This is a genomic window from Bacillus sp. Je.9.29.b, assembly GCF_051129925.1.
GTDB lineage: Bacteria > Bacillota > Bacilli > Bacillales > Bacillaceae > Bacillus > Bacillus safensis.
In genome coordinates, this window is the sequence record NZ_JBCPSO010000003.1 from 266,337 (window position 1) to 290,806 (window position 24,470).

Annotated in this window: 22 protein-coding genes; 19 read left to right on the forward strand and 3 right to left on the reverse strand. The window is 42.4% G+C overall.

Features of this window, described 5'->3' with window-relative positions; genetic code table 11:
- Positions 1–319: 319 nt before the first annotated feature.
- Together AAZR19_RS07540 and AAZR19_RS07545 are read left to right on the forward strand one after the other, a co-directional pair.
- A complete protein-coding gene (locus tag AAZR19_RS07540) occupies positions 320–703 on the forward strand; it encodes a GtrA family protein (RefSeq protein WP_012011676.1) in 384 nt (127 codons plus the stop codon).
- Positions 704–730: 27 nt separating this feature from the next.
- Positions 731–988, forward strand: coding sequence for a hypothetical protein (locus AAZR19_RS07545; protein WP_024423842.1), 258 nt, complete (start codon positions 731–733; stop codon positions 986–988).
- Between the two features lie 34 nt (positions 989–1,022).
- Here the strand turns inward: AAZR19_RS07545 and AAZR19_RS07550 are convergent, their stop codons facing one another.
- Positions 1,023–1,868 (reverse strand): AraC family transcriptional regulator, encoded by an 846-nt coding sequence (locus AAZR19_RS07550; RefSeq protein ID WP_024423841.1) that lies wholly within the window; start codon positions 1,866–1,868, stop codon positions 1,023–1,025.
- Between the two features lie 181 nt (positions 1,869–2,049).
- Here AAZR19_RS07550 and AAZR19_RS07555 point away from each other — a divergent pair, with 181 nt between their 5' ends.
- The 8 genes from AAZR19_RS07555 (at position 2,050) to qoxD (ending at position 11,324) form a co-directional block, all read left to right on the forward strand.
- Complete coding sequence (locus tag AAZR19_RS07555; protein ID WP_041108529.1) at positions 2,050–3,231, forward strand: galactokinase; 1,182 nt, start codon at positions 2,050–2,052, stop codon at positions 3,229–3,231.
- The gene (gene galE / locus AAZR19_RS07560) at positions 3,231–4,223 is read left to right on the forward strand and encodes a UDP-glucose 4-epimerase GalE (protein ID WP_034621905.1); all 993 of its coding nucleotides are present in this window, start codon (positions 3,231–3,233) and stop codon (positions 4,221–4,223) included. Before AAZR19_RS07555 ends, galE begins: the two co-directional genes overlap by 1 nt.
- A gap of 35 nt (positions 4,224–4,258) precedes the next feature.
- Positions 4,259–5,770: a UDP-glucose--hexose-1-phosphate uridylyltransferase gene (gene galT, locus AAZR19_RS07565; protein WP_041108308.1), complete on the forward strand. Its 1,512-nt coding sequence runs from the start codon at positions 4,259–4,261 to the stop codon at positions 5,768–5,770.
- Positions 5,771–5,782: 12 nt separating this feature from the next.
- Positions 5,783–6,865 (forward strand): M24 family metallopeptidase, encoded by a 1,083-nt coding sequence (locus AAZR19_RS07570; protein ID WP_041108306.1) that lies wholly within the window; start codon positions 5,783–5,785, stop codon positions 6,863–6,865.
- Between the two features lie 517 nt (positions 6,866–7,382).
- Positions 7,383–8,339 (forward strand): cytochrome aa3 quinol oxidase subunit II, encoded by a 957-nt coding sequence (gene qoxA / locus AAZR19_RS07575; RefSeq protein ID WP_087976235.1) that lies wholly within the window; start codon positions 7,383–7,385, stop codon positions 8,337–8,339.
- Positions 8,340–8,366: 27 nt separating this feature from the next.
- Positions 8,367–10,325, forward strand: a complete 1,959-nt coding sequence (gene qoxB, locus AAZR19_RS07580; RefSeq protein ID WP_024423835.1) for a cytochrome aa3 quinol oxidase subunit I — start codon at positions 8,367–8,369, stop codon at positions 10,323–10,325.
- Entirely contained in the window at positions 10,325–10,942 is a 618-nt protein-coding gene (qoxC, locus tag AAZR19_RS07585) for a cytochrome aa3 quinol oxidase subunit III (RefSeq protein WP_024423834.1), read from the forward strand. The genes qoxB and qoxC overlap by 1 nt, the downstream gene beginning before the upstream one ends.
- 1 nt (position 10,943) lies before the next feature.
- Positions 10,944–11,324: a cytochrome aa3 quinol oxidase subunit IV gene (gene qoxD / locus AAZR19_RS07590; RefSeq protein ID WP_012011667.1), complete on the forward strand. Its 381-nt coding sequence runs from the start codon at positions 10,944–10,946 to the stop codon at positions 11,322–11,324.
- A 77-nt stretch (positions 11,325–11,401) separates the two neighbouring features.
- Here the strand turns inward: qoxD and AAZR19_RS07595 are convergent, their stop codons facing one another.
- A complete protein-coding gene (locus tag AAZR19_RS07595) occupies positions 11,402–11,665 on the reverse strand; it encodes a spore morphogenesis/germination protein YwcE (RefSeq protein ID WP_008345491.1) in 264 nt (87 codons plus the stop codon).
- 477 nt (positions 11,666–12,142) lie between these two features.
- Between AAZR19_RS07595 and AAZR19_RS07600 the strand changes: the two genes are divergently transcribed.
- The 3 genes from AAZR19_RS07600 (at position 12,143) to AAZR19_RS07610 (ending at position 15,273) form a co-directional block, all read left to right on the forward strand.
- Positions 12,143–13,354, forward strand: a complete 1,212-nt coding sequence (locus AAZR19_RS07600; protein WP_041108302.1) for an FtsW/RodA/SpoVE family cell cycle protein — start codon at positions 12,143–12,145, stop codon at positions 13,352–13,354.
- Positions 13,355–13,465: 111 nt separating this feature from the next.
- Positions 13,466–14,215, forward strand: a complete 750-nt coding sequence (gene nfsA, locus AAZR19_RS07605) for an oxygen-insensitive NADPH nitroreductase (protein ID WP_041108300.1) — start codon at positions 13,466–13,468, stop codon at positions 14,213–14,215.
- A gap of 56 nt (positions 14,216–14,271) precedes the next feature.
- A complete protein-coding gene (locus tag AAZR19_RS07610) occupies positions 14,272–15,273 on the forward strand; it encodes an LLM class flavin-dependent oxidoreductase (RefSeq protein ID WP_080769528.1) in 1,002 nt (333 codons plus the stop codon).
- A gap of 301 nt (positions 15,274–15,574) precedes the next feature.
- On the opposite strand, the gene AAZR19_RS07615 is transcribed toward AAZR19_RS07610, so the two are convergent.
- Positions 15,575–18,001 (reverse strand): S8 family peptidase, encoded by a 2,427-nt coding sequence (locus tag AAZR19_RS07615; RefSeq protein ID WP_434702767.1) that lies wholly within the window; start codon positions 17,999–18,001, stop codon positions 15,575–15,577.
- A 500-nt stretch (positions 18,002–18,501) separates the two neighbouring features.
- Between AAZR19_RS07615 and AAZR19_RS07620 the strand changes: the two genes are divergently transcribed.
- From AAZR19_RS07620 to AAZR19_RS07645, 6 genes are all read left to right on the forward strand, one after another.
- Positions 18,502–18,780, forward strand: a complete 279-nt coding sequence (locus tag AAZR19_RS07620; RefSeq protein WP_041108294.1) for a hypothetical protein — start codon at positions 18,502–18,504, stop codon at positions 18,778–18,780.
- Between the two features lie 52 nt (positions 18,781–18,832).
- Positions 18,833–19,666, forward strand: coding sequence for a PRD domain-containing protein (locus AAZR19_RS07625; protein ID WP_024423828.1), 834 nt, complete (start codon positions 18,833–18,835; stop codon positions 19,664–19,666).
- A gap of 256 nt (positions 19,667–19,922) precedes the next feature.
- Positions 19,923–21,311 carry a sucrose-specific PTS transporter subunit IIBC gene (locus AAZR19_RS07630; RefSeq protein WP_075621524.1) on the forward strand — a complete coding sequence of 463 codons (1,389 nt, stop codon included), beginning with the start codon at positions 19,923–19,925 and terminating at the stop codon, positions 21,309–21,311.
- Positions 21,312–21,330: 19 nt separating this feature from the next.
- Positions 21,331–22,788, forward strand: a complete 1,458-nt coding sequence (locus AAZR19_RS07635) for a glycoside hydrolase family 32 protein (RefSeq protein ID WP_254806028.1) — start codon at positions 21,331–21,333, stop codon at positions 22,786–22,788.
- Between the two features lie 190 nt (positions 22,789–22,978).
- A complete protein-coding gene (locus AAZR19_RS07640; RefSeq protein ID WP_024423823.1) occupies positions 22,979–23,233 on the forward strand; it encodes a hypothetical protein in 255 nt (84 codons plus the stop codon).
- A gap of 155 nt (positions 23,234–23,388) precedes the next feature.
- Complete coding sequence (locus tag AAZR19_RS07645; RefSeq protein WP_226015306.1) at positions 23,389–24,465, forward strand: chitobiase/beta-hexosaminidase C-terminal domain-containing protein; 1,077 nt, start codon at positions 23,389–23,391, stop codon at positions 24,463–24,465.
- Positions 24,466–24,470: the final 5 nt, after the last annotated feature.

The window sequence follows — 24,470 nt, forward strand, 5'->3', positions numbered from 1 at the left end:
ATCTATCACCTACCACGTCCCTAAAAAAATGACTAAAAAACCCATAAATATTGAAATCTTACTTCTAATAATAAACAATTGTAAAGTCAGTTGAAAGATTATAAATTAAAATAATGATAAAGACCTAAAACATTTGACTCATATAAACCAATTGTGTTGACATTTGCCATCGAGTAGAACAAATTTCATCTTTGCAGGACATACATATTGTTCGTTTGGGAAGTTCTTCTCAAGATGGTATTCTAAAAGAAACAGAAACCACCAAGAAGGAATGAAGAAAGACATGTATAGCCTTTTTCAAAAGTATCAAGAAGTTGTCATGTATCTTGTGATGGGTGTGTGTACAACCATTGTCAATATCGTCAGCTTCTATTTATTCGTTGAGATGTTTTCCATGGATTACAAAACAGCTACGGTTGTTTCATGGGTATTTGCTGTTCTCTTTGCTTATATCACCAATAAGAAGTATGTCTTCAAGCAAAAGGCTCGTGACACAAAAAGCCTCATGCGTGAGCTTTCTTCATTTTTTAGTGTCCGTCTCATGTCTCTAGGTGTAGATCTGGGGCTGATGATTTTATTTGTGAGCCAAATGGCGCTCAATGAAACCGTCGCAAAAATTCTCGTCAACTTTGTGATTGTGGTGGTCAATTATGTCGCCAGTAAGTGGTTCGTCTTCAAGAAAACAAAAGAAGATGCGATTTAACACATAAAAAAAGATAGGTGATGTGAAATGAGCAGCAGGCCAGACGACTTATATGATGCCATATATCAACAAACAGAAAAGCAGCATGAACAAGTGCTGAGGCTAGTCAAAGAAATGACCGCACATCCAGAAGCGTTTTCGGAACAAGAAAAGGAAAAGATCAACCGAATGGACATTGCGCTTCAAACGGCAACGGACATTTTAGAAAACTTAATGACCCCTGATACACAAATGACCATTGTTTTAAGACAAGGGAGAATTCATGTTGACCTGTCAAAAGCGTAAAAGAAGCAGCCAATGATGCAGCGGCTGCTTTTTATTATGCATCGCTTGTTTCCCGCAGTTGCTTTGGAGACATGCCGATTTTCTTTCGAAAGACTTTATTCAAGTAATTCGCATTTCGGTAGCCGCACTGTATGGCGATTTCTTCAATCGAGTATTTCGTTGTTTTTAGTAATGTTTCCGCCTTTTCTAACCGGATATTGGTTAAGTAGTGAATAGGTGTGAAGCCAGTGGCCTTTTTGAATTCTCTCGTAAAATGACTTTTGGATAAACGTGCCGCAGCTGCCATATCGTCTGGGCCAATTTCCTCGTGAAAATGATGGCTGGCAAACAAGGCCGCTTGGACGATAGGCTCAGGCCATTTCTCCATTTGTCCCTCAAGCTTTGGCAAATATGAATACAGTTCCATGACAAATTGATAAGCAAGGCTAGACCCCTCAAATGGATTGGTTATCCGTCTTTCACTGGCTTCATCATAAATTTTCTTCAGCAGGCGGATCGGTTTGGAATGAGGATGAAAACGCATGACCTGCTTTCCTTGATCTATAAATTGGTCAAAGCAAAGATCGCAGGCTTCCCCATAAAGCGTCAAATAGAGAAATTCCCAATGCTCACTGTCCTCTGGAAAATAATATTGATAGGCACTAGGGCTTTTCACAAGAAAGGCCTGCCCCGGCAAGACTTTAAACCGCTTCTGTCCGATTTCAATCATGCCATGTCCAGACAGTGTGAGCTGAAAGATGCACTTGCCCTGATCCTTCCGCTCCACGCCATTCCAGCTGTATAACGAAGATGATTGAACCTCCCAGCCAACAGACCATATTTGTGCCGGCAATGTAACATCAGAATGGTGAAAACGAAATGCAAATGCTTCCTTCTTCAAATTGGAAAACCTCCTTCACAGCAAAAAACAACCTTTTTCTATTTTGAATCATGGTACACCTCATATCACATCGTACCATTCACAGCAAAAAAAGGGTATTTTTTAACGATTTTTTTACCATTGAACTTACGCAGTTCAGGCAACTAAAATAAGAGTATCAGAAGAGAAAAGGGGAATGGATATGATCGATATGTTACGCACGGCATTTCACCAGCAATTTGGGGATAGAGAAGAAGAACTACGCTATTTTTTTGCCCCGGGAAGAGTGAACTTGATTGGTGAACATACAGATTACAATGGAGGTCATGTATTCCCTTGTGCGCTCACTCTCGGTACATATGCAGCATGTGCAAAGCGGACAGATGGCCGCGTGAGAATGTATTCCTTGAACTTTGATGGCGATGGTGTGAAAGAATTCGACCTTTTTGAAATCGCTTACTTAGAATCGGACGGCTGGGCGAATTATCCGAAGGGTGTGTTCCATCAGTTTATCGAAGCAGGGATGAAGATAGAAGAAGGCTTTGACATTGTATACGGCGGCAATATTCCTAATGGCGCAGGCCTGTCTTCCTCTGCCTCGATTGAGCTTGTCACCGCCGTCTTCATCAATGAATGGCATTCATTCGGCGTTTCAAATGCCCGTCTTGCCCTCCTTTCGCAGCGTGCAGAAAATGAATTTATTGGCGTCAATTGCGGCATCATGGATCAGTTTTCAATTGCTCTTGGAAAAGAAGATCACGCCATCTTGCTCAATTGCGATACCCTTGATTTTCAATACAGTCCGTTTCGGCAAGAGGGACTGGCGCTTGTCATTGCCAATACAAACAAAAAGCGGACACTGGCAGACTCCAAATACAATGAACGCCGGTCAGAGTGTCAATCAGCTTTAAACGATTTACGAAAAGAAATCGATCTTGCCCACTTATGTGAGCTCACGGCAGATGAATTTGCCGAACATGCCCATTTGATTCAGGATGAAACATGCCTTAAACGTGCAAGACACGTAGTGACAGAAAACGAGCGGACCATAAAAGCAGTCAAATTTCTGAAAAATGATAAAATGGAAGAAATAGGCGCCCTCATGAAGTCTTCTCATCTCTCTTTAAAGAATGATTATGAAGTGACTGGATTTGAACTAGATACACTTGCAGAAGCCGCTTGGCTCCATCCTGGAACGATTGGCTCTCGTATGACGGGCGCGGGTTTTGGCGGCTGCACCATCAGTATTGTGAAAGAAAAGCAGCTGGCATCATTTATAAAAGAAACGGGTGCGATTTATCAAGAGAAGACAGGCATTCAAGCCTCTTTTTACACAGCTGGAATTGGAGGCGGCGCAAGAGAACTAACGAAGGAGGAAGTGTAATGACAATTTTAGTGTGCGGGGGAGCAGGATACATTGGCAGCCATGCGGTAGCGGCTCTTTTAGCGAAAGGTGAACAAGTGGTGGTAGTGGATAATTTGCAGACAGGCCACAAAGAAGCTGTTTTGGAGGGAGCTGTTTTAGAAGAGGGAGATTTACGAGATCAAGATTTTTTAAGACAGGTTTTCAAAACACATCAAATAGAAGCGGTGATGCACTTTGCCGCAGATTCACTTGTCGGCGAGAGTGTAACAGACCCGCTAAAGTACTATGACAACAACGTTGGAGGAGCAACAGCCTTACTTCAGGTGATGAATGAATTTGATGTGAAACACATCGTTTTCTCTTCAACCGCTGCCACATATGGTGAACCAAAGCGAGTGCCGATCGTTGAAACGGATGAGACGAATCCAACCAATCCTTATGGAGAAACGAAACTAGCCATTGAAAAAATGCTGAAGTGGTCTGAGCAGGCATATGGAATGAAATACGTCGTGCTTCGCTACTTTAATGTAGCTGGCGCTCATACAGAAGGACTTGTCGGAGAGGATCATCAGCCTGAGACACATCTCATTCCGATCATTCTGCAAGTGGCTTTAGGAAAACGAGATCAGATCATGATTTACGGTGATGATTATGAGACAGAGGATGGCACGTGTATTAGGGATTACATTCATGTCATGGATTTAGTAGACGCGCACATCTTAGCTGTTGATCGTCTGCGCGCTGGAAAAGAAAGTGCAACATATAACTTAGGGAATGGCACTGGTTTCTCCGTGAAGCAGGTAGTAGATGCTGTTAGAAACGTCACGGGGCATGCGATCCCAGCACAGGTGGCTGACAGACGCGCGGGAGATCCAGCAAAGCTGATTGCTTCTTCTGAAAAAGCACTGCAAGAATTAGGGTGGACACCTCAATATGCTGACCTTCACACCATCATTCAAAGTGCGTGGGATTGGTTTCAGAAGCATCCAGACGGCTACCAGAGTAAATAACGCATAACAGGCAGGCAAGAGAGGGGACAGAGAGAATGGCGGTTGATATTTTTGAAAAACTGGAACAGCTGATTCAATACGGGATCAATCAAGAGCTGATCACACGACTAGATATCGATTATACGAGAAATCGGCTGCTTGAGGTGCTTGGGCTGGATGAAGCTGAGCCGAGAACAGTCTCAGGGGAGGCGGAGCTTGAAGACATCTTAGTGCCGATGCTGGATTGGGCAGTTGAGACTGGCCTTATCCCTGAGGGGACGGATACGTATCGCGATTTACTAGATGCGAAAATCATGGGATGCTTGGTGGCGCCTCCAAGTGTCATCTACGCAAAGTTTGAAGAGAAACGCCAGCATGAAGGGCCAGAGGCGGCTACAAGCTGGTTCTATGAAATGCAGCAGCACGCACACTATATTCATACAGGCAGAATCGCCAAAAATGTGCAGTGGTTTACACCAACAGATGATGGCGTGCTGGAGATCACAATTAATCTATCAAAGCCGGAAAAGGACCCAAAAGCAATCGCTGAAGCCAAAAAGCTTAGTCAAAAGCAATATCCTCTTTGTCTCCTTTGCAAAGAAAACGTTGGGTTTGAGGGGCGCATCGACCATCCAGCGAGACAGAATCACCGGATTATTCCTGTGACACTCACAGATGAATCTTGGTTTCTACAATTTTCACCTTATGTGTATTACAACGAGCACTGTATTGTGTTCAAAGGCGAACATGAGCCGATGAGCATCACCAAAAAGACCTTTGAACGATTGCTTTCTTTCATATATATATACCCGCACTATTTCATCGGATCGAACGCCGACCTTCCGATTGTCGGGGGCAGTATATTAAGTCATGACCATTTTCAGGGCGGTGCGCATGAATTTCCGATGGCGAAAGCGGAGGTGGAAGATGTCTTCTCTCTGAATGCCTTTCCGAATGTGAGGGCTGGCATTGTGAAATGGCCGATGTCTGTGATCCGGCTTCGAAGCAGTGACCGGCAGACGCTTGCAGAAGCCGCAGACTTTATCTTAACCAAGTGGAAAATGTATTCAGATGAAGAAGTGGAGCTGCTAGCTCATACAGGAGAGACGCCGCATAATACCATTACACCCATTGCACGCCGCCATGGAGATGACTATGAATTAGATCTAGTGCTGCGCAATAATCGTACAAACAAGCGGCACCCGGATGGAATTTTCCACCCGCACGTAGAAGTCCATCATATTAAAAAAGAGAATATCGGATTAATTGAAGTGATGGGTCTTGCAGTTCTTCCTGGTAGATTAGCAGAGGAATTAAGTCAATTAAAAGAAGCGCTGTTATCCAAAAACCCCCTTGAAGAAATCAAAGCCCGCCCTGCTATTACGAAACACGAAACATGGGCAAAGCGTCTGCTTGAAGAGAATACCTTTACAGAGGACAATACAGAAGCCATTTTACAAAAAGAAGTCGGTATGATTTTTTCTCGTATTCTCTCACAGGCGGGTGTGTTTAAAAGAACCGAGCAAGGGAAAACAGCTTTTAAACGTTTCATTCATACACTCATATAGGCAGGTGATTAGATGATTGAACAAGTAAGAACATTAATGGAAGAAAAACAGCTCGACGGTGTCTTGATTCAAAAGCGTAATAACTTCTCCTGGCTGACAGGAGGAAGAAGAAATCACATCGTGTTAAATACACCAGAGGGCGTGTGCAAGCTGCTTGTGTTAAAAGACGACATCGTCCTCATTGTGAATCAAATGGAAGAAAAGCGGATCATTGAAGAAGAGATGGCGTATATCGATCACCCATTTCAAGTGGTAACGATGGATTGGTTTGAGGATGATACGGCACACATTCAAACACTCACAAAAGACAAACGGATCGGGTCAGACATTCAAATGGATGGATTCGAATGGATCGAGCCGGATTTGTCGCAAGTCCGATCCATTCTTTCCGCATCACAGCTCCGCCAATATGAAACGCTTTGTCATGAAACAGCAGTCATTGTAGAGAGTGTCTGTAAAGAAATCGTTCCAGGACAGACGGAGCACGAAATCGCTTCGCTTGCGGCTCAAAAAGCGATCGCCCACGGAATGACGATAGAGGTACTGCTTGTGGCAACAGATGACCGGATTCATCAATACCGTCATCCAATTCCGACAGACAAAAAACTTCAAAAGCATGCGCTTGTTGTTCTTTGCGCTGAACGGCATGGACTCGTGGCGAATGTCACAAGGTCTGTTTACTTCGGTCAGCTTCCAAAGGAGCTTGAAGAGAACAAAGAGCGGCTTGCACGAATTGACACGGTCATGAATGCTGCCACGCGCCCTGGTAAGACATTGGGAGATGTATTGAAAGCAGGTATTGCTCAGTATGAAAAAGAAGGCTTCCCTGATAGCTGGAAAAAGCTTCATCAAGGAGGGAAAACGGGCTTTGTATCTAGAGAAATCATTGCAGTTCCCTCATCGAAGGAAGAAATTCAGCTGCAACAAGTGTTTACTTGGAACCCTTCATTGCCTGGATTGAAGTCAGAGGATACGATAGTCGTAGAGAAAGAGGGGAACCGCTTTTTAACCTATACAGGCAAGTGGACATACATTGACGTTGAGCATGAAGGGGACATCTATAGACGCCCTGATATTTTAGTGAGAGAAGAATAACTGCAGAATGCCGGCGCTGAGCCGGTTTTTTGCTGGAAGTCATTTAGCGGGATTCCACATATTCATCTTTATTGCCAATTCTTACACCGCATAGTCAGAGGATCGATACTTTCTTTTCTTGTCAACTTGCGTTAAAATAAGTAAGGTTTTTGTTAAATGTGGGGATACCTATTTTGAAATTGTTTACCTAGATAAAATTTCATTAAGTTAAATTGAAATTTGACCAAACTTTTTTATTGTGGTAAACCTAAATTTGACAAAGTTCTTGATTGTTTGTCCTTTGCCTTCAACTCTCAACTTTTCAAAATCCTAGAAATTTATTGTGTGTGCAATAATATAAATTTATGTCGAATTTATGACATTTTGATAGAAATCTGTTGAAAAATAAATGAACTTTTGAAAAAAGGGAAGCTAACTCTAACAGATTTTGATAGCATTACAAAGGGAAGAAAAGTTTTCGAAGGCAGATGGCTTTTCACAATTATTCAGCAATTTATACATTATTTAAGGAAGGATGGTGATCTTCTTGTTCAGAGCCATTAAACCTATGCTTTTATTAGCGATGCTCGTGAGTGTTTTTGTATTAGGAGGTTGCAGCAATATCGCTGTTTTAGATCCTAAAGGACCAGTCGCAGCACAACAAAAAGACTTAATCCTTTTATCTATCGGATTTATGCTCTTTATCGTTGGTGCGGTATTTGTACTGTTTACCATCATTTTGGTTAAATACCGTGAGCGTAAGGACGTTGGAAACGCCTCTTATAACCCAGAAATACACGGGAATACGCTTCTAGAAGTTGTCTGGACAGTGATCCCAATATTAATCGTTGCTGCTCTTTCGATTCCAACTGTAAAAACAATTTACTCTTTGGAAGAGGCACCTCAAGCAACAAGCCATAAAGATCCACTTGTCGTTTATGCGACAGCTGTTGATTGGAAATGGATCTTTAGTTATCCAGAGGAAAATATTGAGACAGTGAACTACTTAAACATTCCAAAAGATCAGCCGATTTTATTCAAAATCACTTCCGCTGATACTATGGCATCACTATGGATTCCTCAGCTAGGCGGGGAGAAGTATGCGATGGCTGGAATGGAAATGGAACAATATCTTCAAGCTGATGAAGTAGGCACATACCAAGGAAGAAACGCCAACTTCACAGGCGAGGGCTTTGCTCAGCAAAAATTCAAAGTCAATGCGATGACGCAGTCTGACTATGATAAATGGGTAAACAAAACGAAGAAAGAAGCACCAAAGTTAACGAAGAAAACGTATGACTACTTGATGCTTCCTGATGCTGCAGATGTGCAGACGTTCTCATCAACACATTTATCCTTTGCGAAGCACGGAGAAGATTCTGAATATGCACTCCAAGCACGCAAACGTTTAGGTTATCAAGCAGTTTCTCCGCATTCCAAGACAGATCCTTTCGAGAATGTGAAGAACTATAAAAGAAAATTAGAAACAGAATAAACTGACTAAGGAAAGGAGGAGGCCGTTATGCATTTAAAATGGGATGAGTTTTTTGTAACTGGAGACCCATTAATTCTTGGTGCGCAAATTTCTATCGCTCTTACTTCCATTGCCATCGTGTTTGTTTTAACCTACTTTAAAAAGTGGAAATGGCTTTGGAAAGAATGGCTGACATCAGTTGATCATAAAAAGCTTGGAATCATGTATATCCTTGCTGCTGTGATTATGTTCTTCCGCGGTGGGGTAGACGGACTGATGATGCGCGCGCAGCTGGCGCTTCCTAATAATACGTTTTTAGATTCAAACCACTATAATGAAATCTTTACAACGCATGGTACGATCATGATTCTATTCATGGCGATGCCATTTTTAATTGGTTTAATCAACGTCGTTGTTCCTCTTCAAATTGGTGCACGTGACGTTGCATTCCCTTATTTGAACAACCTTAGCTTCTGGACATTTATGGTCGGAGCAATGCTGTTCAACATTTCCTTCGTTATTGGAGGATCACCAAGTGCAGGCTGGACGAGTTACATGCCGCTCGCCGGAAATGATTTCTCACCAGGACCTGGACAGAACTACTACTTGCTCGGGCTCCAAATTGCAGGTATTGGTACACTTATGACAGGTATTAACTTCATGGTGACCATCTTAAAAATGCGTACAAAAGGTATGACGCTTATGCGTATGCCAATGTTTACATGGACAACATTGATTACGTCTGTCATCATCGTGTTTGCATTCCCTGTACTAACAGTTGCTTTAGCACTTATGACATTTGATCGTTTATTCGGTTCTGCATTCTTTACACTCGAAGCAGGCGGTATGCCGATGCTTTGGGCGAACCTTTTCTGGATTTGGGGACATCCTGAGGTATATATTGTGATCCTGCCGGCTTTCGGTATTTTCTCAGAAATCTTTGCGACGTTCTCAAGAAAGCAGTTGTTTGGTTACAAAGCGATGGTTGTATCGATTGTGGCAATTTCTGTTCTTAGTTTCCTTGTGTGGGTTCACCACTTCTTTACGATGGGGAACAGTGCAGCGGTTAACTCATTCTTCTCGATTACAACAATGGCGATTTCTGTACCAACAGGTGTGAAAATCTTTAACTGGCTCTTTACGATGTATCGAGGCCGTATCAGCTTTACATCACCAATGCTTTGGGCACTTGGTTTCATCCCGAACTTCGTAATCGGTGGTGTAACTGGGGTTATGCTTGCGATGGCAGCTGCGGATTACCAGTACCATAACACGTACTTCCTTGTATCCCACTTCCACTATGTATTAATCGCAGGTACTGTATTTGCTTGTTTTGCTGGTCTTGTTTTCTGGTATCCAAAAATGTTTGGTTACAAGTTAAACGAAAGAATCGGCAAATGGTTCTTCTGGGTATTCATGATCGGATTTAACATCTGTTTCTTCCCGCAGTACTTCCTAGGACTGCAAGGAATGCCAAGACGTATTTATACGTATGGACCAGAAGATGGCTGGACTGCACTCAACTTTATTTCAACAATTGGTGCATTTATGATGGGTATCGGATTCATCATCCTTTGCTACAACATTTACTACAGCTGGAGACACTCAAAACGTGAAGTGTCTGGAGACAGCTGGGGAGAAGGACGTACACTTGACTGGGCGACATCTTCTGCAATTCCGCCGCATTATAACTTTGCAGCACTTCCAGAAGTGACAACACCAGATGCATTCCATCATTGGAAGCAAAACAATGTGGACGTTCATCCTGAAAAAGAATTCAAGAAAATTCACATGCCGCATAATTCAGGCAGACCGCTGATCATGTCTGCATTCTTTGGACTTGGTGCATTCGGTCTTGTATTTGAATGGTACTGGATTGGCGTTATTGGCTTAATCGGTGTATTCGCAACGATGATTTTACGTTCATTTGAATATGACGACGGCTACTATATTCCTGTTGAAGAAGTCATTGAAACAGAGAAAAAGAATAAGGAGGCGCAGAAGTAATGGGACATAATGATAGCAGCTATGCAAATGCACCGCTTGAATATCAGTCTGAAACCGGACGTTTAAACATCCTTGGTTTCTGGATATTCCTTGGCGCGGAAATCGTGTTGTTCTCAACACTTTTTGCGACCTACTTTGTTCTACATGGCAGAACAGCTGGCGGCGTTTTACCAGCTGAGCTGTTTGATATGAAGCTTGTATTGATCATGACATTCCTGCTATTGGTTAGTTCATTTACATGCGGGATTGCTGTTCATGAAATGCGCCGTGGAAGTACAAAAGGGGTTGTCATTTGGACGATTCTCACACTGCTTCTAGGTGCAGGCTTCGTTGGATTTGAGCTTTTTGAGTTCTTCCATTATGTACATGAAGGTGCGAGCATCCATACAAGTGCGTATTGGTCTGCATTCTTTGTACTTTTAGGAACTCACGGATTACACGTATCGATCGGTATCTTCTGGATTACCGGGATCTTGTTCCAAATTAAAAAGCGTGGATTAACTCCACAAACAGCAGCGAAGATTTTCATCTCAAGTCTATACTGGCATTTCCTTGATGTTGTATGGATTTTCATCTTCACAGCTGTTTACTTGATCGGATTAGGGGGGCTTTTGTGATATGGCTGGAAAAACACATTCCTCAGCAGAGCACGAACACTTCCCTTGGAAACACGTAGTTGGCTTTATCCTATCCATTGTGCTGACAGTCTTAGCATTCTGGATTGCGATTGGAGCTGAAATTGGCAGTTCCGCAAAACTATGGATTATCTTTGGTTTTGCGTTCATTCAAGCATTCTTGCAGCTGTTCATGTTTATGCACATGACAGAGAGTGAAAACGGAACTGTTCAAGTCGGAAATACTTTGTTTGGTCTGTTCTGTGCGATTATCTTCGTCATCGGATCTGTTTGGATCTTTGCGGCTCACTACAGCCACGGAGAGAACAGTAAAGACGGTTATTCACCGTCTGCGCCAAAGCAGTCTGAGCATTCAGAGAAATAATAAAAAAACCACTCATCTCTTGAAGGTGAGTGGTTTTTATCATGATGGTGATAACGCTTCCAATAGTTGGACGATATCTATCTGCTGCTGAATCTTTTGCGAATGAATGGAAGTCCGTAGATGAGGAACGCTGCAATGTGAGCCAAAATCACGTTAATGGCAAAGAATGCGATCATGAAGGTATGTCCTGCTGGAGATAAACTGCTTGTCATGTAAAGACCAAAGAAAATCCACATAATCATAATGGGTGGAATAGATGCTAATGCAATTTTTCTGTTTTCCAGCCATAAAAACAGGGGTGTAGCCGTTGCTATACATAGGTACGCAAAGAACATATCCATCGTATCCAACTCCTTTGTAAGTTGATATTCAAATCAAATGAGAGGTCAGGATGCAATTGTGTCTGTTTTTAGGATATATTGTGAACATTTTGTTACAAGTATTATACCACAATTGACTTTGAAGTAAACGTAATAATTGGAAAATGGGCCTTATTCCATACAAAATGGTTTTATTCCTCTTTCCTCAGTGCAGCTTATGCTCGTTTGATGTTTACTTGTTATATTGCCACATAGGTCATTGAATTTTCCCCTTAAAATCTGTAAAATAAACTTTTTAAAGGACTTGAGATCGATTGAATGAAAAGTGGATAGAGGGATTTTTTCCTATTGTTAGGATGAAAAGTATTTCATTTTTTGAAAATTGAATGGAACCTTTCGGATGTATCTTCCGTCATATTTAAGGTGAGTTGATTTTGTGAAAATTTCAATCTAATATAAATAAGGGCTTTTATGTTTTGTAATAAGGGTGGTTAGTTCATGAACAAGCAGAATACATCTCCTTACTATCAAGGAGATTTGATTTTTATATTTTTAGCCTTCTTTGCCATCAGTGTCATTGCGATTTATGCTGCGGGTCAATTTGGGCAGTACGGATCTAATGCATGGACCAGACAGATCATATACTATATGGTCGGAGTTATATGTATTGTTGCTATTAATTATTTTGACTTAGAGCAATTAGAGAAACTGAGCTTATATATATTTATAGGCGGCATTATGCTGTTAATTCTTCTAAAAATCGCTCCTGCACAAATCGGAGGTCATGATTTTGCTCCAATCAAAAATGGTGCAAAAAGCTGGTTTGTGTTACCTGGAATAGGGACATTTCAGCCTTCAGAGTTCATGAAAATTGGTTTGATTATGATGCTCGCATCTGTCATTGGTAAGTCTACACCTAGAGGAAAGCGGACATTAGAGGATGATATTTTCCTTCTATTAAAAATTGCCGGAGTGGCAGCTGTACCAGTTGGACTGATCTTCTTGCAGGATGCAGGGACTGCGGCTGTTTGTATGTTTATTGTTGTCGTGATGGTGTTTTTATCAGGGGTCAATTGGAAACTGATCTCTCTCATCGGTTCAGTGGTTGTGCTTTTAGTTGCTTCTGTTTTAGCTGTGATCATCTTATTCCCTGATTTTGCGAAAACAATAGGCATTCAGCAGTACCAGATCAACCGGATTACCGCTTGGCTGCCTGATAGTTCTTCAACAGCCAACCAAGCACAGACGCAGGATGCATCTGGATCTGATAAATATCAAGTGGAGCAGGCGATTATGGCCATTGGTGCAGGGCAGATTTTTGGGAATGGCATTAAAAACTTAAAGGTCTACGTTCCTGAAGCACAAACGGATATGATTTTCTCCATTATAGGTGAAGCCTTTGGCTTTATCGGCTGTGCGTTTGTTGTGATCATGTTCTTCTTCTTGATCTACCGGCTTGTCGTACTGATTGACCGTATCCATCCTTATAGCCGATTTGCGTCATTCTTCTGCGTAGGATATACAGCATTGATTGTAATCCATACGTTCCAGAACATTGGCATGAACATAGGCGTGATGCCTGTAACAGGGATTCCACTCTTATTTATCAGCTTTGGTGGAAGCTCTGTCTTGTCCGTTCTTATTGGATTCGGGATCGCCTATAACGCAAGCGTTCAATTAACGAAATATCAAAGTTATTTATTTAAATAAAACAGGTAAGGGCAGTCTAAGCATAGGCTGTCTTTTTTTTATGCGAGTTTTCATTTTTGAAAAGTCCTATGTCTTTGCCTTATGATAGAAGAAGTGAAGGAGGTCTTCGAATTGAACAAAACGATAGAAACCATATTAAATCATCGATCCATCCGTTCGTTTACAGACGAGCGTTTGACAGAAGAAGAGGTGCTGACACTGATCAAAAGTGCACAGGCTGCTTCGACATCAAGCTATGTACAGGCGTATAGTATTATTGGGGTGACAGATCAGAAGAAGAAGGCCAAGCTTGCTGAACTGGCTGGGAATCAGCCATACGTTGAGAAGAACGGGCATTTCTTTGTCTTCTGTGCAGACTTGAAACGCCATGATCATATTGCAAAAAAAGCAGGGAAGAATCATCAGGAGGCGCTTGAGAATACGGAAGCCTTTCTCATTAGCGTCATCGATGCGGCATTGGCTGCACAAAATGTCAGTGTTGCTGCAGAATCAATGGGACTTGGGATCTGCTATATTGGCGGACTGCGTAATCAGCTGAGAGAAGTCTCTGAAGTGCTTGAAACGCCATCTTATGTGCTGCCGTTATTCGGTCTGGCTGTTGGCCATCCAGCTAATCAGTCGTCACAAAAGGAACGGCTGCCAGTTGAACTCATCTATCATGAAAATTCATATCAGCAAGATGAAGCGCATGTGGATCGTTATTTAAAAGAATACGACGATCGTATTTCCGCATATTATGAAGCACGAACAAACGGTGAGAGAAAAGATACTTGGTCTGAGCAGATGCTGCGGGGCTTTAGTCAGCCAAAGCGTGCCTTCCTTGGGGAATTTGTGAAAGAGAAGGGCTTTAATCGAAAATAAATAAGATATCCCCCTTTCCATTAAGAGAGGGGGATTTCTGTAAGAGGTGCAGCATAATGAAATTAAGTATACTGGATCAATCTCCTTTGATAGGAGGCGCTACGCCTGCTGAAGCACTGAAGCAGACGGTTGAACTGGCGAAGCAGGCGGAGAAGTGGGGTTATCACCGTTTTTGGGTATCAGAGCATCATTTTTCAAACCGGCTTGCAGGATCGAGTCCAGAGGTGCTTCTCGGCCATTTATCAGCCGTTACGTCGCATATACGCATTGGCTCTGGCGGCGTTATGCTCCCCCACTACAGTGCCTATAAAGTAGCAGAGAACTTCAGGGTTCTCGAAGCGCTGGCTCCTGGCAGAATCGATCTTGGGATTGGACGTGCTCCTGGTGGTATGCCTATTTCCTCCATTGCCCTTCATCATGGTGAGCGCAAGCGTCTAGGCGACCAGTATCCTGAGCAGGTAGAGGAATTGAAGGTCTATTTACATGATCTAGCGGATGAATGTTACCCGCTGCCTCATTTGACCGCTTCTCCGAAGGTAGAGACCGCGCCAGAAGTATGGATGCTTGGTTCTTCTGGAGGGAGTGCAAGGCTTGCGGCGAAAGCAGGTGCAGGCTACACGTTTGCGCTTTTTATTAATGGTGAAGGCGGAGAAGACTCTGTGGAGCAATATATCAACCGATTTGAACCTTCAGTATTCGGTGATCAGCCGCGTGTCAGTCTGGCAGTCTTTGTTTTATGTGCCGAAACAGAGGAGCAGGCAGAAAAACTGGCTGTCAGCTTAGATTTATCTTTACTTGCCAATGAACAGGGGCTGAATCTTGAAGGCTTTCCTTCATATGAAGAGGCACAGTCGTATTCCTACAGTCCTTATGAACAAAAACGAGTGGCTGCCAATCGTCAAAGGATGGTCATTGGAACACCAGCATCTGTGAAAAAGCAGCTGACCACACTCGCGAAGGCTTATCGGACAGATGAATTGATCGCTGTGACCATCACACATCACATGCAAGACAGGCTCACATCGTATCGTTTATTAAAAGAAGCCTTTGATGCATAACGTATGTATATTTATCGCCTGCGGAGCAAGTACAAGGGGAAAAGGAGCATCATGGTGAGGAAGAAGGCGGCTGACACGAGCAGGCTGAGCGGATAGATACATGAAGCATAAACAGTCAGCTCGCATGCTTGATGAAAAGGACGAGGCTGCTTCGTATGTAAAAAGGTTAGAAAATAAACCGAAGTGATCGTCAGAAAAAAAGCAGTAAAAAAAGAAACGATCCATAGCAATATCAACATATATGATCGAAAAGCCTTGATGAGCTTATCCGCTCATACAAGGCTTTTCTTGTGATGCACATTTATTCAGGGTAAATTTCGAAAGGTTCCTTCGTTTGTACGGTATCTGATTTTCCTTTCAAACTTGCATACGCAAGCATTGTATACTCACCAGCTTCAAGCTTCTGGCCTTGATTGATTGTGCCATTCCATTTTACGCGGTGCTCTCCTTTATCAACATGTTGATAAACACCAGCTTCACCTAAATACTCTCCATCGGTCGAGTAGACAAGGAATGCAAGGTTCTCAGCACCGCCAGGCAGGTAGCTGCTAATGACATAGCTTCCAGCACGATTGTCCGGCTCTACGGAAACAGAAGTGACGCGCGGATAATCAGGCTCTTTCACAATCAATAAAGTAGGGATTTCCGTGACCTTTCTGCCATTTTCGCGAATGGTGATGCTGCCTTGGTACGTCCCTTTTTTGGTTTTTCCATAATTCACCTGTACTGCGGAAGTAAAGGATCCAGTGGAATTCCCTTTGACGGTGATTTTTTTCGTTCCGTTTGTACTAATGCCGTTGCCATTGAATTTGTAATCAATGGTATACGTTTTCGGTGCTTTTGAAAGGTTTTCTACTTTAAATTTCTTCGTTTTGATTTGAACGCCTTTTTCTTTTAAGAAAGTGCCGTAAGAATAGCTCGCATCAGAAACGATAGAAGACGCTTGAAGTGATTCCATGATTCGAACGCTGCCTGTTCCTTGTGTGTTATGAGGGAATGGGCTGCCATTTGCGTCAAACAGTTTTTCTGCTGTATTCATCAGCAATGCTTTGATTTGTTCAGTTGAGTACGATGGTTTTGCTTGTTTGATGATCGCTGCAACTCCTGCCACATGCGGAGATGCCATACTTGTTCCTTGCTTAGAACCATATCCGTAAGGCTGAGAAGGATCATGCGTTGGGATCGTACTCACAATGCTGACACCGGGTGCTGATAAATCAGGCTTAATCATCCACGTATCCACAACCGGTCCGCGGGATGAGAAGTCAGCGACTTGCTCACTAAGTTCTTTGACAAATTGAATGGAGAAAGCCGTTGTATCGTTTCCAGCCTCAATGGCTTTAATAAGCGCTGTTCCTTCAGCTTTTGACAACTTAATTGTAGGAAGTGCGAGACCTGGTACGTCGACTGGAATTTCTCCATCGGTATTGTTATACATCACAACGCCGATTGCACCAGCGGCTTTTGCATTGTCGACTTTATCCACAAAAGCAATGGCACCACGTTCAATCACGGCCACTTTTCCTTTAACATCGATGTCTTCAAATGCCTTTTCGTCACCGATTCCTGCTTGGACGAGTGTGACTTGTTTTTGGTCAAGCGCTTTTAAATCACTCTCTTGGTAGTATCCCATGACTTTTGCAGTAGAATAATTCGGGAATTTCACATTGTAAAGGCTGTACGGAAGCTGAGTTGCCCCGACAGAAATGGCCTCTCTTGACGTGCCGGGAGAACCGACAGTCCAGTTATTAGGACCGCTGTTTCCATTCGAAGTAACAGCTACAACGCCTTCAGACATGGCCCAATCGAGTGCAATGCTCGTTGCATAATCAGGGTTATTGACACTGTTCCCAAGAGAGAGGTTCATGACATCTGCTCCGTCAGTAACAGCCCGGTCGATGCCTGCAAGAACGTTCTCAGTTGTTCCAGATCCACCTGGTCCCAGTACACGGTATGCAAGAAGCGTGGCATCCTTTGCGACCCCTTTAATTTGTCCATTTGCCGCAATCGTTCCTGCAACGTGTGTGCCGTGATCTGTGGATTCGCCTCTAGGATCTCCTTTAGGTGTCTCTTGCGGAGAATAATCATTATCAACAAAATCATAGCCTTTGTATAAACCGAAGTTTCCTTTTAAATCAGGGTGGGTATAGTCTACTCCAGTATCAATGACTGCGACTTTGACCCCTTTTCCAGAATAGCCGGCATCCCATGCTTTTGGTGCACCGATAAATGGAGCGCTCTTATCCATAAGCGGGGAGACATCTTCGTTTGGAAGCTGGATGCTTTCCTTTTTCACTTCATCGGTTTTATATGTAACATCCGGATAAACGGCTTTTACTCCATCAACTGCGAGCAGCTTCGGGATTTCGTTTGCAGGAAGTTTCATAGAGAAACCAGAGAAGACTTTTTCATATTCTTGACGAACACTCGCTTTATCTACCTCTTTGAGTGCTGCGTTCTTTACTTTTGTTCGAGATTTTTTGAGGGAGGCTTTTGTTTGTGCTTCGCCATCTTGCTTGGCTTCAACTAAGGATTTTTCCTTTAATTCAACAATGACAGTGGTTTGTTTTCTCGAGTTGACATTGATTTCACCGAAGATTTCTGCTTTTTCTAGTTCCATCTTTTTGTTAGATGGAGCAGCAGCAGCCTGTTGACCGGTAAAGAATGTGGATAAAATAAAAATAGTGGAGAACAATAGAACAGAAGAACGAGATATTACCTTTTTCATTAATTTTCCCCTTTCTAGCTGTGTTTTTAGGGAGATAGCCTTTCTTTTTGTGGATAAATAGGAAAGATTCACTGCCCGTTATTAAGTATTCAATACGTTGAAAACAATTCCTTTACTAAAATGGTCTTATTTTACATAGTTATAAGGAACTATTTTGTTTATAAAGTCGCACTTATTCACAAATATCTGTTGATAACTCGATTATTAAGATACATATATGGAAAATAAAAAATTTACATACACAAAATCTAGTAAGAGGGTGTTGATATGTGGATAAACCCTGTTGATAAGGTGTGCTTATCTTTGGGATAGCGTGTGCATAAAATTTTCAATGAAACATCTAGGAACATGATGATCTTCTGCACTTTTCAACAAAACTTCTGAAAACTAGTTTGTTTTTTCACCCAGATTGTGACAAACCTCTCTTTTTTCTCGGGATATGATAGGAGCAGTTGTTTTGCTAGAGCTGCTAGATTCTAAGAAAAGCGGAGGGATGTTCAGTGAAGAAATTAAAAAGCTGGTTGAGCGTATGGTTTGGTTTCATGATGAATGTGCTTGTGAACCCTGGTGTGATGATGAAGAATCAAGGGTTTCAGACGGCCGCGGGGGATGCCGGATTCTTTCAAGTAGTGAAAGAGAGAGAGCTGGAGAAGCTGGCAGAAGAACATAAGAAGAAACGCAGGGCAGAGAAGCGGTTTACTCAAAGTCTGATGATGCTTGAAGAGAAGACGATGCGAGAGGCGCGTGCTGGTCCGCTCTTACCTTTACAGAAAAAGTGAAACAGGGTAAAATCCCACATAAGAAATGTTATCTGCTGGGAGAGGATACCCCTTGAAGATATATAAAATATTGAATAACAACGCAGTGGTTGTGAAGGAGGGTGATCAGGAGAAAATTGTGATGGGACCCGGAATTGCTTTTCAGAAGGGGAAAAATGACGTCGTTCCTCTTCAAAAAATAGAGAAAATCTTTGTTGTGCGTGAAGAAAATGAGAAATTCAAACAAATTCTTGCCACATTGCCAGAAGCGCATATTGAGGTGGCAGAGCATATCATCAGTTATGCAGAGGGGAAACTCATGATGCCGCTCAGTGATCACATCCACATATCACTGACTGATCATTTGTCCTTCGCCATTGAACGCCTTCAAAAAGGCATTGTGCTATATAATAAATTGCTTGGTGAGATCAAAGTCTTATATAAGCAGGAATATGAGATTGGAAAGTATGCCATTCGTTATGTAAAGGAGCGGCTTGGGGTTGAACTGCCAGACGATGAGGCAGGATATGTGGCACTTCATATTCATACGGCCAAAATGAATACGGAGTCCATGAAAAAGACCGTGAAATATACAACGATGATAAAAGAAATGATCGAGCATATTGAAAGCTATTTTCAGCATTCAATTGATGAGGATAGTATTTCCTATCAGCGGCTTGTGACACATTTGAGGTATGCATTAGGCAGGTTGGAATCGAATGAGGCATTTCAAATCATGGACGAAGACATGCTGATTTTTATCCAAACAAAGTATGATACGGCGTACCGGTGTGCACTTGGACTGGCTGATTTATTAAAAGATGAATATGGACTTCATCTCCCTGAATCGGAGATCGGCTACATCACGCTGCATGTCCAGCGTCTGCAGGAAGCCGAATTGGTTTAAAATGATCGTGCCTGCATGCAGGCTTTTTTTTATGCACACTACTCTTATTAGTGTATATGGGTCATTGGATTTGAAAAAAGAGGTTGACGCATGTCACAGTCTTATACTATGATGAAAGCGTAATCAAAATTTGATACTGCGGGATTGTGACTGTCAGGCAGGCAAGACCTAAAATTTGCGTAACGAGGGGACGTGTATGTCCTTTACTCGTTGGTGAATTTTAGGTCTTTTTTGCTTTAAAAAAGGAGGAAACTTCATGGATTATCAAAAAACAGCCAAAGAATTAACAAAACTGTTAGGCGGCAAAGAAAATGTCATCAGTGCAACGCATTGTGCAACAAGACTCAGATTGGTGGTGAAAAATGAGGATTTGATTGACAAAGAGGCCATTGAAGAACTTGAAGGGGTAAAAGGGGCTTTCTCAAGTTCAGGACAATTTCAAGTCATTTTTGGAACGGGATCTGTTAACAAAGTATATGAACCATTTGCTCGTGAGACTGGTCTTGAGACTGGCGACGAGAAACAAAAGCCTGTCAGCCATGATGAAGCAGTGAAACAAAAAATGAATCCACTTGCGCGTTTTGCAAAGACGTTATCGAATATTTTTGTACCGATCATTCCAGCAATTGTGGCAAGCGGTTTGTTAATGGGTCTCTTAGGTATGATGAAAGCCTTCAAATGGGCTGATCCAAGCTCTGCGATCTTCCAAATGCTTGATATGTTCTCAAGTGCAGCCTTTATCATTTTGCCGATTTTAATTGGGGTCAGTGCAGCGAAAGAGTTTGGCGGAAATCCGTATTTAGGGGCTGTCATTGGGGGAATTATGATTCACCCGAATCTGCTTAATCCGTGGGGATTGACGGAAGCAAAACCTGAATATATGCATTTATTCAATGTTGATATTGCTCTTCTTGGTTACCAAGGGACGGTTATTCCAGTGTTATTGACCGTATATATCATGTGCCTTGTTGAGAAAAATTTAAGAAAAGTGGTTCCAAACAGTATTGATTTACTTGTGACCCCATTTGTGACCGTGATTGTCACTGGATTTGTGACATTTATTGCAGTTGGACCGCTTGGAAGAATGCTTGGTACAGGAATTTCGAATGCACTGACATTTATTTATGACCATGCAGGGTTCTTAGCAGGACTCATTTTCGGCGGTGCTTACTCTTTAATTGTGCTCACAGGGGTTCACCATAGCTTCCATGCGATTGAGGCAGGATTGCTGAATGATATTGGGCGTAACTATTTGCTGCCGATCTGGGCAATGTCCAATGTCGCCCAAGGAGGGGCAGGATTGGCTGTCTTTTTCTTAGCCAAGCGTGCAAAAACAAAAGAAATTGCCCTTCCTGCCGCCTTCTCTGCTTTTTTAGGAATTACTGAGCCTGTCATATTCGGTGTAAACCTCCGCTATCGTCAACCATTTATTGCGGCGATGATTGGAGGAGCATTGGGCGGGGCATTTGTCGTTTTCACGAAGGTAGCAGCCAATGCCTATGGTTTAACAGGCATACCGATGATTGCGATTGCAGCACCATTCGGTGTTCAGAATGTGGTCAATTATGTGATTGGTATGTTAATCGCTGTTGCTGTTTCATTTATTCTCACTATCATTTTTAAAATAAAAGAAGTCGAAAAATAATCAAGGAGTGGTCACAGTCATGACAACAACTGACGCAGCACTTCGTCAAAAGATAGCAGACCGTATTCGAAACTATGAGCATTTGGTCAAAAAGGATGTGTACCGGCAGCATTTTCATTTGATGCCGCCAGTCGGTCTTTTAAATGATCCGAATGGGCTGATTCAGTGGAAAGGAATTTACCACGTCTTCTATCAGTGGCAGCCATTCAAAACGGGGCATGGTGCAAAATTCTGGGGGCATTACACATCGACAGATCTAGTCAATTGGCAGCACGAAGAAGCCGCTCTTGCCCCAAGTGATTGGTTTGATCAAAACGGCTGTTATTCTGGCAGTGCATTTATAGACGATGGGCGGATGTATGTGATGTACACTGGAAACGTTCGGGATGAACAAGGGAACCGTGAGACGTATCAATGTTTAGCTGTTTCGGAAGATGGTATTCACTTTGAGAAAAAAGGTGTCGTGGCAACGCTGCCGGAAGGATTCACTGCCCATTTTCGAGATCCGAAGGTATGGAAGCGAAATGGCCAGTGGTACATGGTCCTTGGTGCACAAAGCTTAGATCTGAAAGGACACCTTGTCTTATTTACCTCTGATACGCTAGATAATTGGACGTTTCAAGGCACGATTGCAGGCAGCGGAAAGAATGGTTTAGACAATTTCGGCTATATGTGGGAATGTCCAGATCTGTTTGAATTAGACGGCCGGGATGTATTGATTGTGTCACCGCAAGGGCTAGAGCCGGATGGCTTAAAATATCACAACACACATCAATCAGGCTATTTTGTTGGCACATTGGATGATCACTCCTATCAATATACACACGGAGCGTTTAAGGAACTGGACCGCGGTTTTGACTTTTATGCGCAGCAAACCTTTCTAGACGAAACAGGCAGACGACTTTTAATCGGGTGGATGGGGGTGCCTGATCAAGGAGAAGAGCATCATCCGACCATTTCTTATCAATGGATACACTGTCTCACGATCCCGAGAGAGCTCCATTTAGATGAGGACGGACATCTGATTCAAAAACCAGTAAGTGAACTTCAATCCATGCGGACCAATGAACAAGAGCATGTTTTTCATATTAAACGTTCTGTTCATTCCATCCCTGTAGAGGATATTACGAGCGCAGAGGTATTCATTGATCAAATTGACACACAAAAAGGGTTTGAATGCTGTATCCGTGCAGCTGCACGCCTCATCTATGATAAAGAGGAAGGGAAGCTGACATTAGAGCGGGATCGATTTGAAGATCGATCAAAGGAAGTTCGTGAAGCAGTCATAGAGGAATTACACGACCTTCATATCTTTATCGACTCATCGTCAATTGAGATTTTTGTAAACGGAGGCCGAGAAGTTTTTACTGCACGTTACTTTCCTTCCCCGGGAAATAAATCGATCTCCATCAGTGGCAGAAATGAAACAAAGCTGAAACTGAAGACATGGCATTTACAAAGAGAAGCAGGTCAATGATCTGCTTTTTTCTAGTGAGATCAGCCTGTATCTTAGAGCCTATAACGTGTATATACAAGGTTGGCCTAAAGCGGTTTGATGACGTTTTACATATATGATAACAGGTGGAATTATGGTATCATTTTAAAATATATACAGCTGAGGCTGACGTTTATCCAAATGCGGTAGGACAAAAAAAGGGGTTGTTTACTTGAATTCAAAACAGCAGCCGACGACTAGAAAACGCTTGGAGACAATGGCAGATCATGTTGAAGATAAACGTGAAGAATATAAAGAATTGCTCATTCAAGTTCAATCTATTCTCGGTGAACCTTCTTTAGAGCAGGAAGAAGTAAAAGAGAAGCTGTCAGATACGTATAAACAAATGAAAGAATATGCTTTATTTGTTGAATCCATTGAAGCCTTTATTCGAAAAATGGCGAAAGAGTCCGATCAGCAAAAATAGGCATTCATGTATGGATAAAAGAGTGTACTCGGAAGCGGGTACGCTTTTTTAATTCAATAAGATTAATCAGAAATTTAAATGAAAGCGTTGACATTTATATTGTCATGATCAATAATAAATAAAAATTTCATATGAGCCTGTACAGGAGGAACGATATGAACCATACAACCAAGAAATGCCTGATCACCTTTATGATTGTCCTATTTTCTATGAGTTTTCTCAATCCTTCCGTTTCATCTGCCCGAACTCAACACACGTCATTTTTTGCACCTACTGCCTCTGTACCATCTGGTGAATATTATCGCTCACAAGAGGTGGTTCTCCATTCTCCGGTGCCAAAAGCTTCTCTTTATTACACAACAGATGGCAGCCAGCCGACAACTCAAAGTCAGCGATATAAAAAGCCTATTCATATTGATGCCAATACGACTTTAAAAGTAAGCGCTTACAAAAATAGGCATCGACTTGCTACGTCTACGTACAATTATCGTTTTGTCACACGAGAGGATATCGCATCATCCTTTTTATCTTTTGAATATCAAGGAATGCCTTATAGGTTGTACATTCCGAAAAATCATAAGAGGGGTAAAGCCTATCCTCTCGTCCTATTCTTACATGGAGGCGGGGAGAGGGGAACAGACAATCAAAAGCAGTTACTTGCGAATGATGGTGCAGTTTTATGGGCTTCTCCTGAAGTCCAAAAGAAACATCCTTCGTACGTACTTGCACCTCAGGCGCGAAATGCTGTCGATGGAGGCTTTGCATTAACAAGAAATTTGCAAAATGAAATTGATCTGACGAACGTGTTTCAATTTTCACCAGATTTACACAAAGCTTATGATGTCCTTCAGCATGTGTTAACTTCTTATCAGATTGATCAGAAAAGAATTTATGCGACGGGTTTATCACAAGGTGGATTTGGCACGTACCAGTTGAACATCACATATCCTCGTTTGTTTGCAGCAATGATTCTTATTGCGGGGGGAGCAGATCCAAGCAAGGCAGGAATTTTAGCACACAAGCCAATATGGGCATTTCATGCAGAAGATGATTCCATTATCCCTATCAGCTATGCAAGAAATACCATTCAAGCTATTCAAAAAGCTGGCGGCCAGCCGCTTTATACGGAGTACGTAAGCAAGTATGGATATGACCATGCATCATGGACGCCTGCTTATGAGACGCCAGGCTTAACAGATTGGCTGTTTGCACAGAGACGAAGCTTTCGATAAACAAA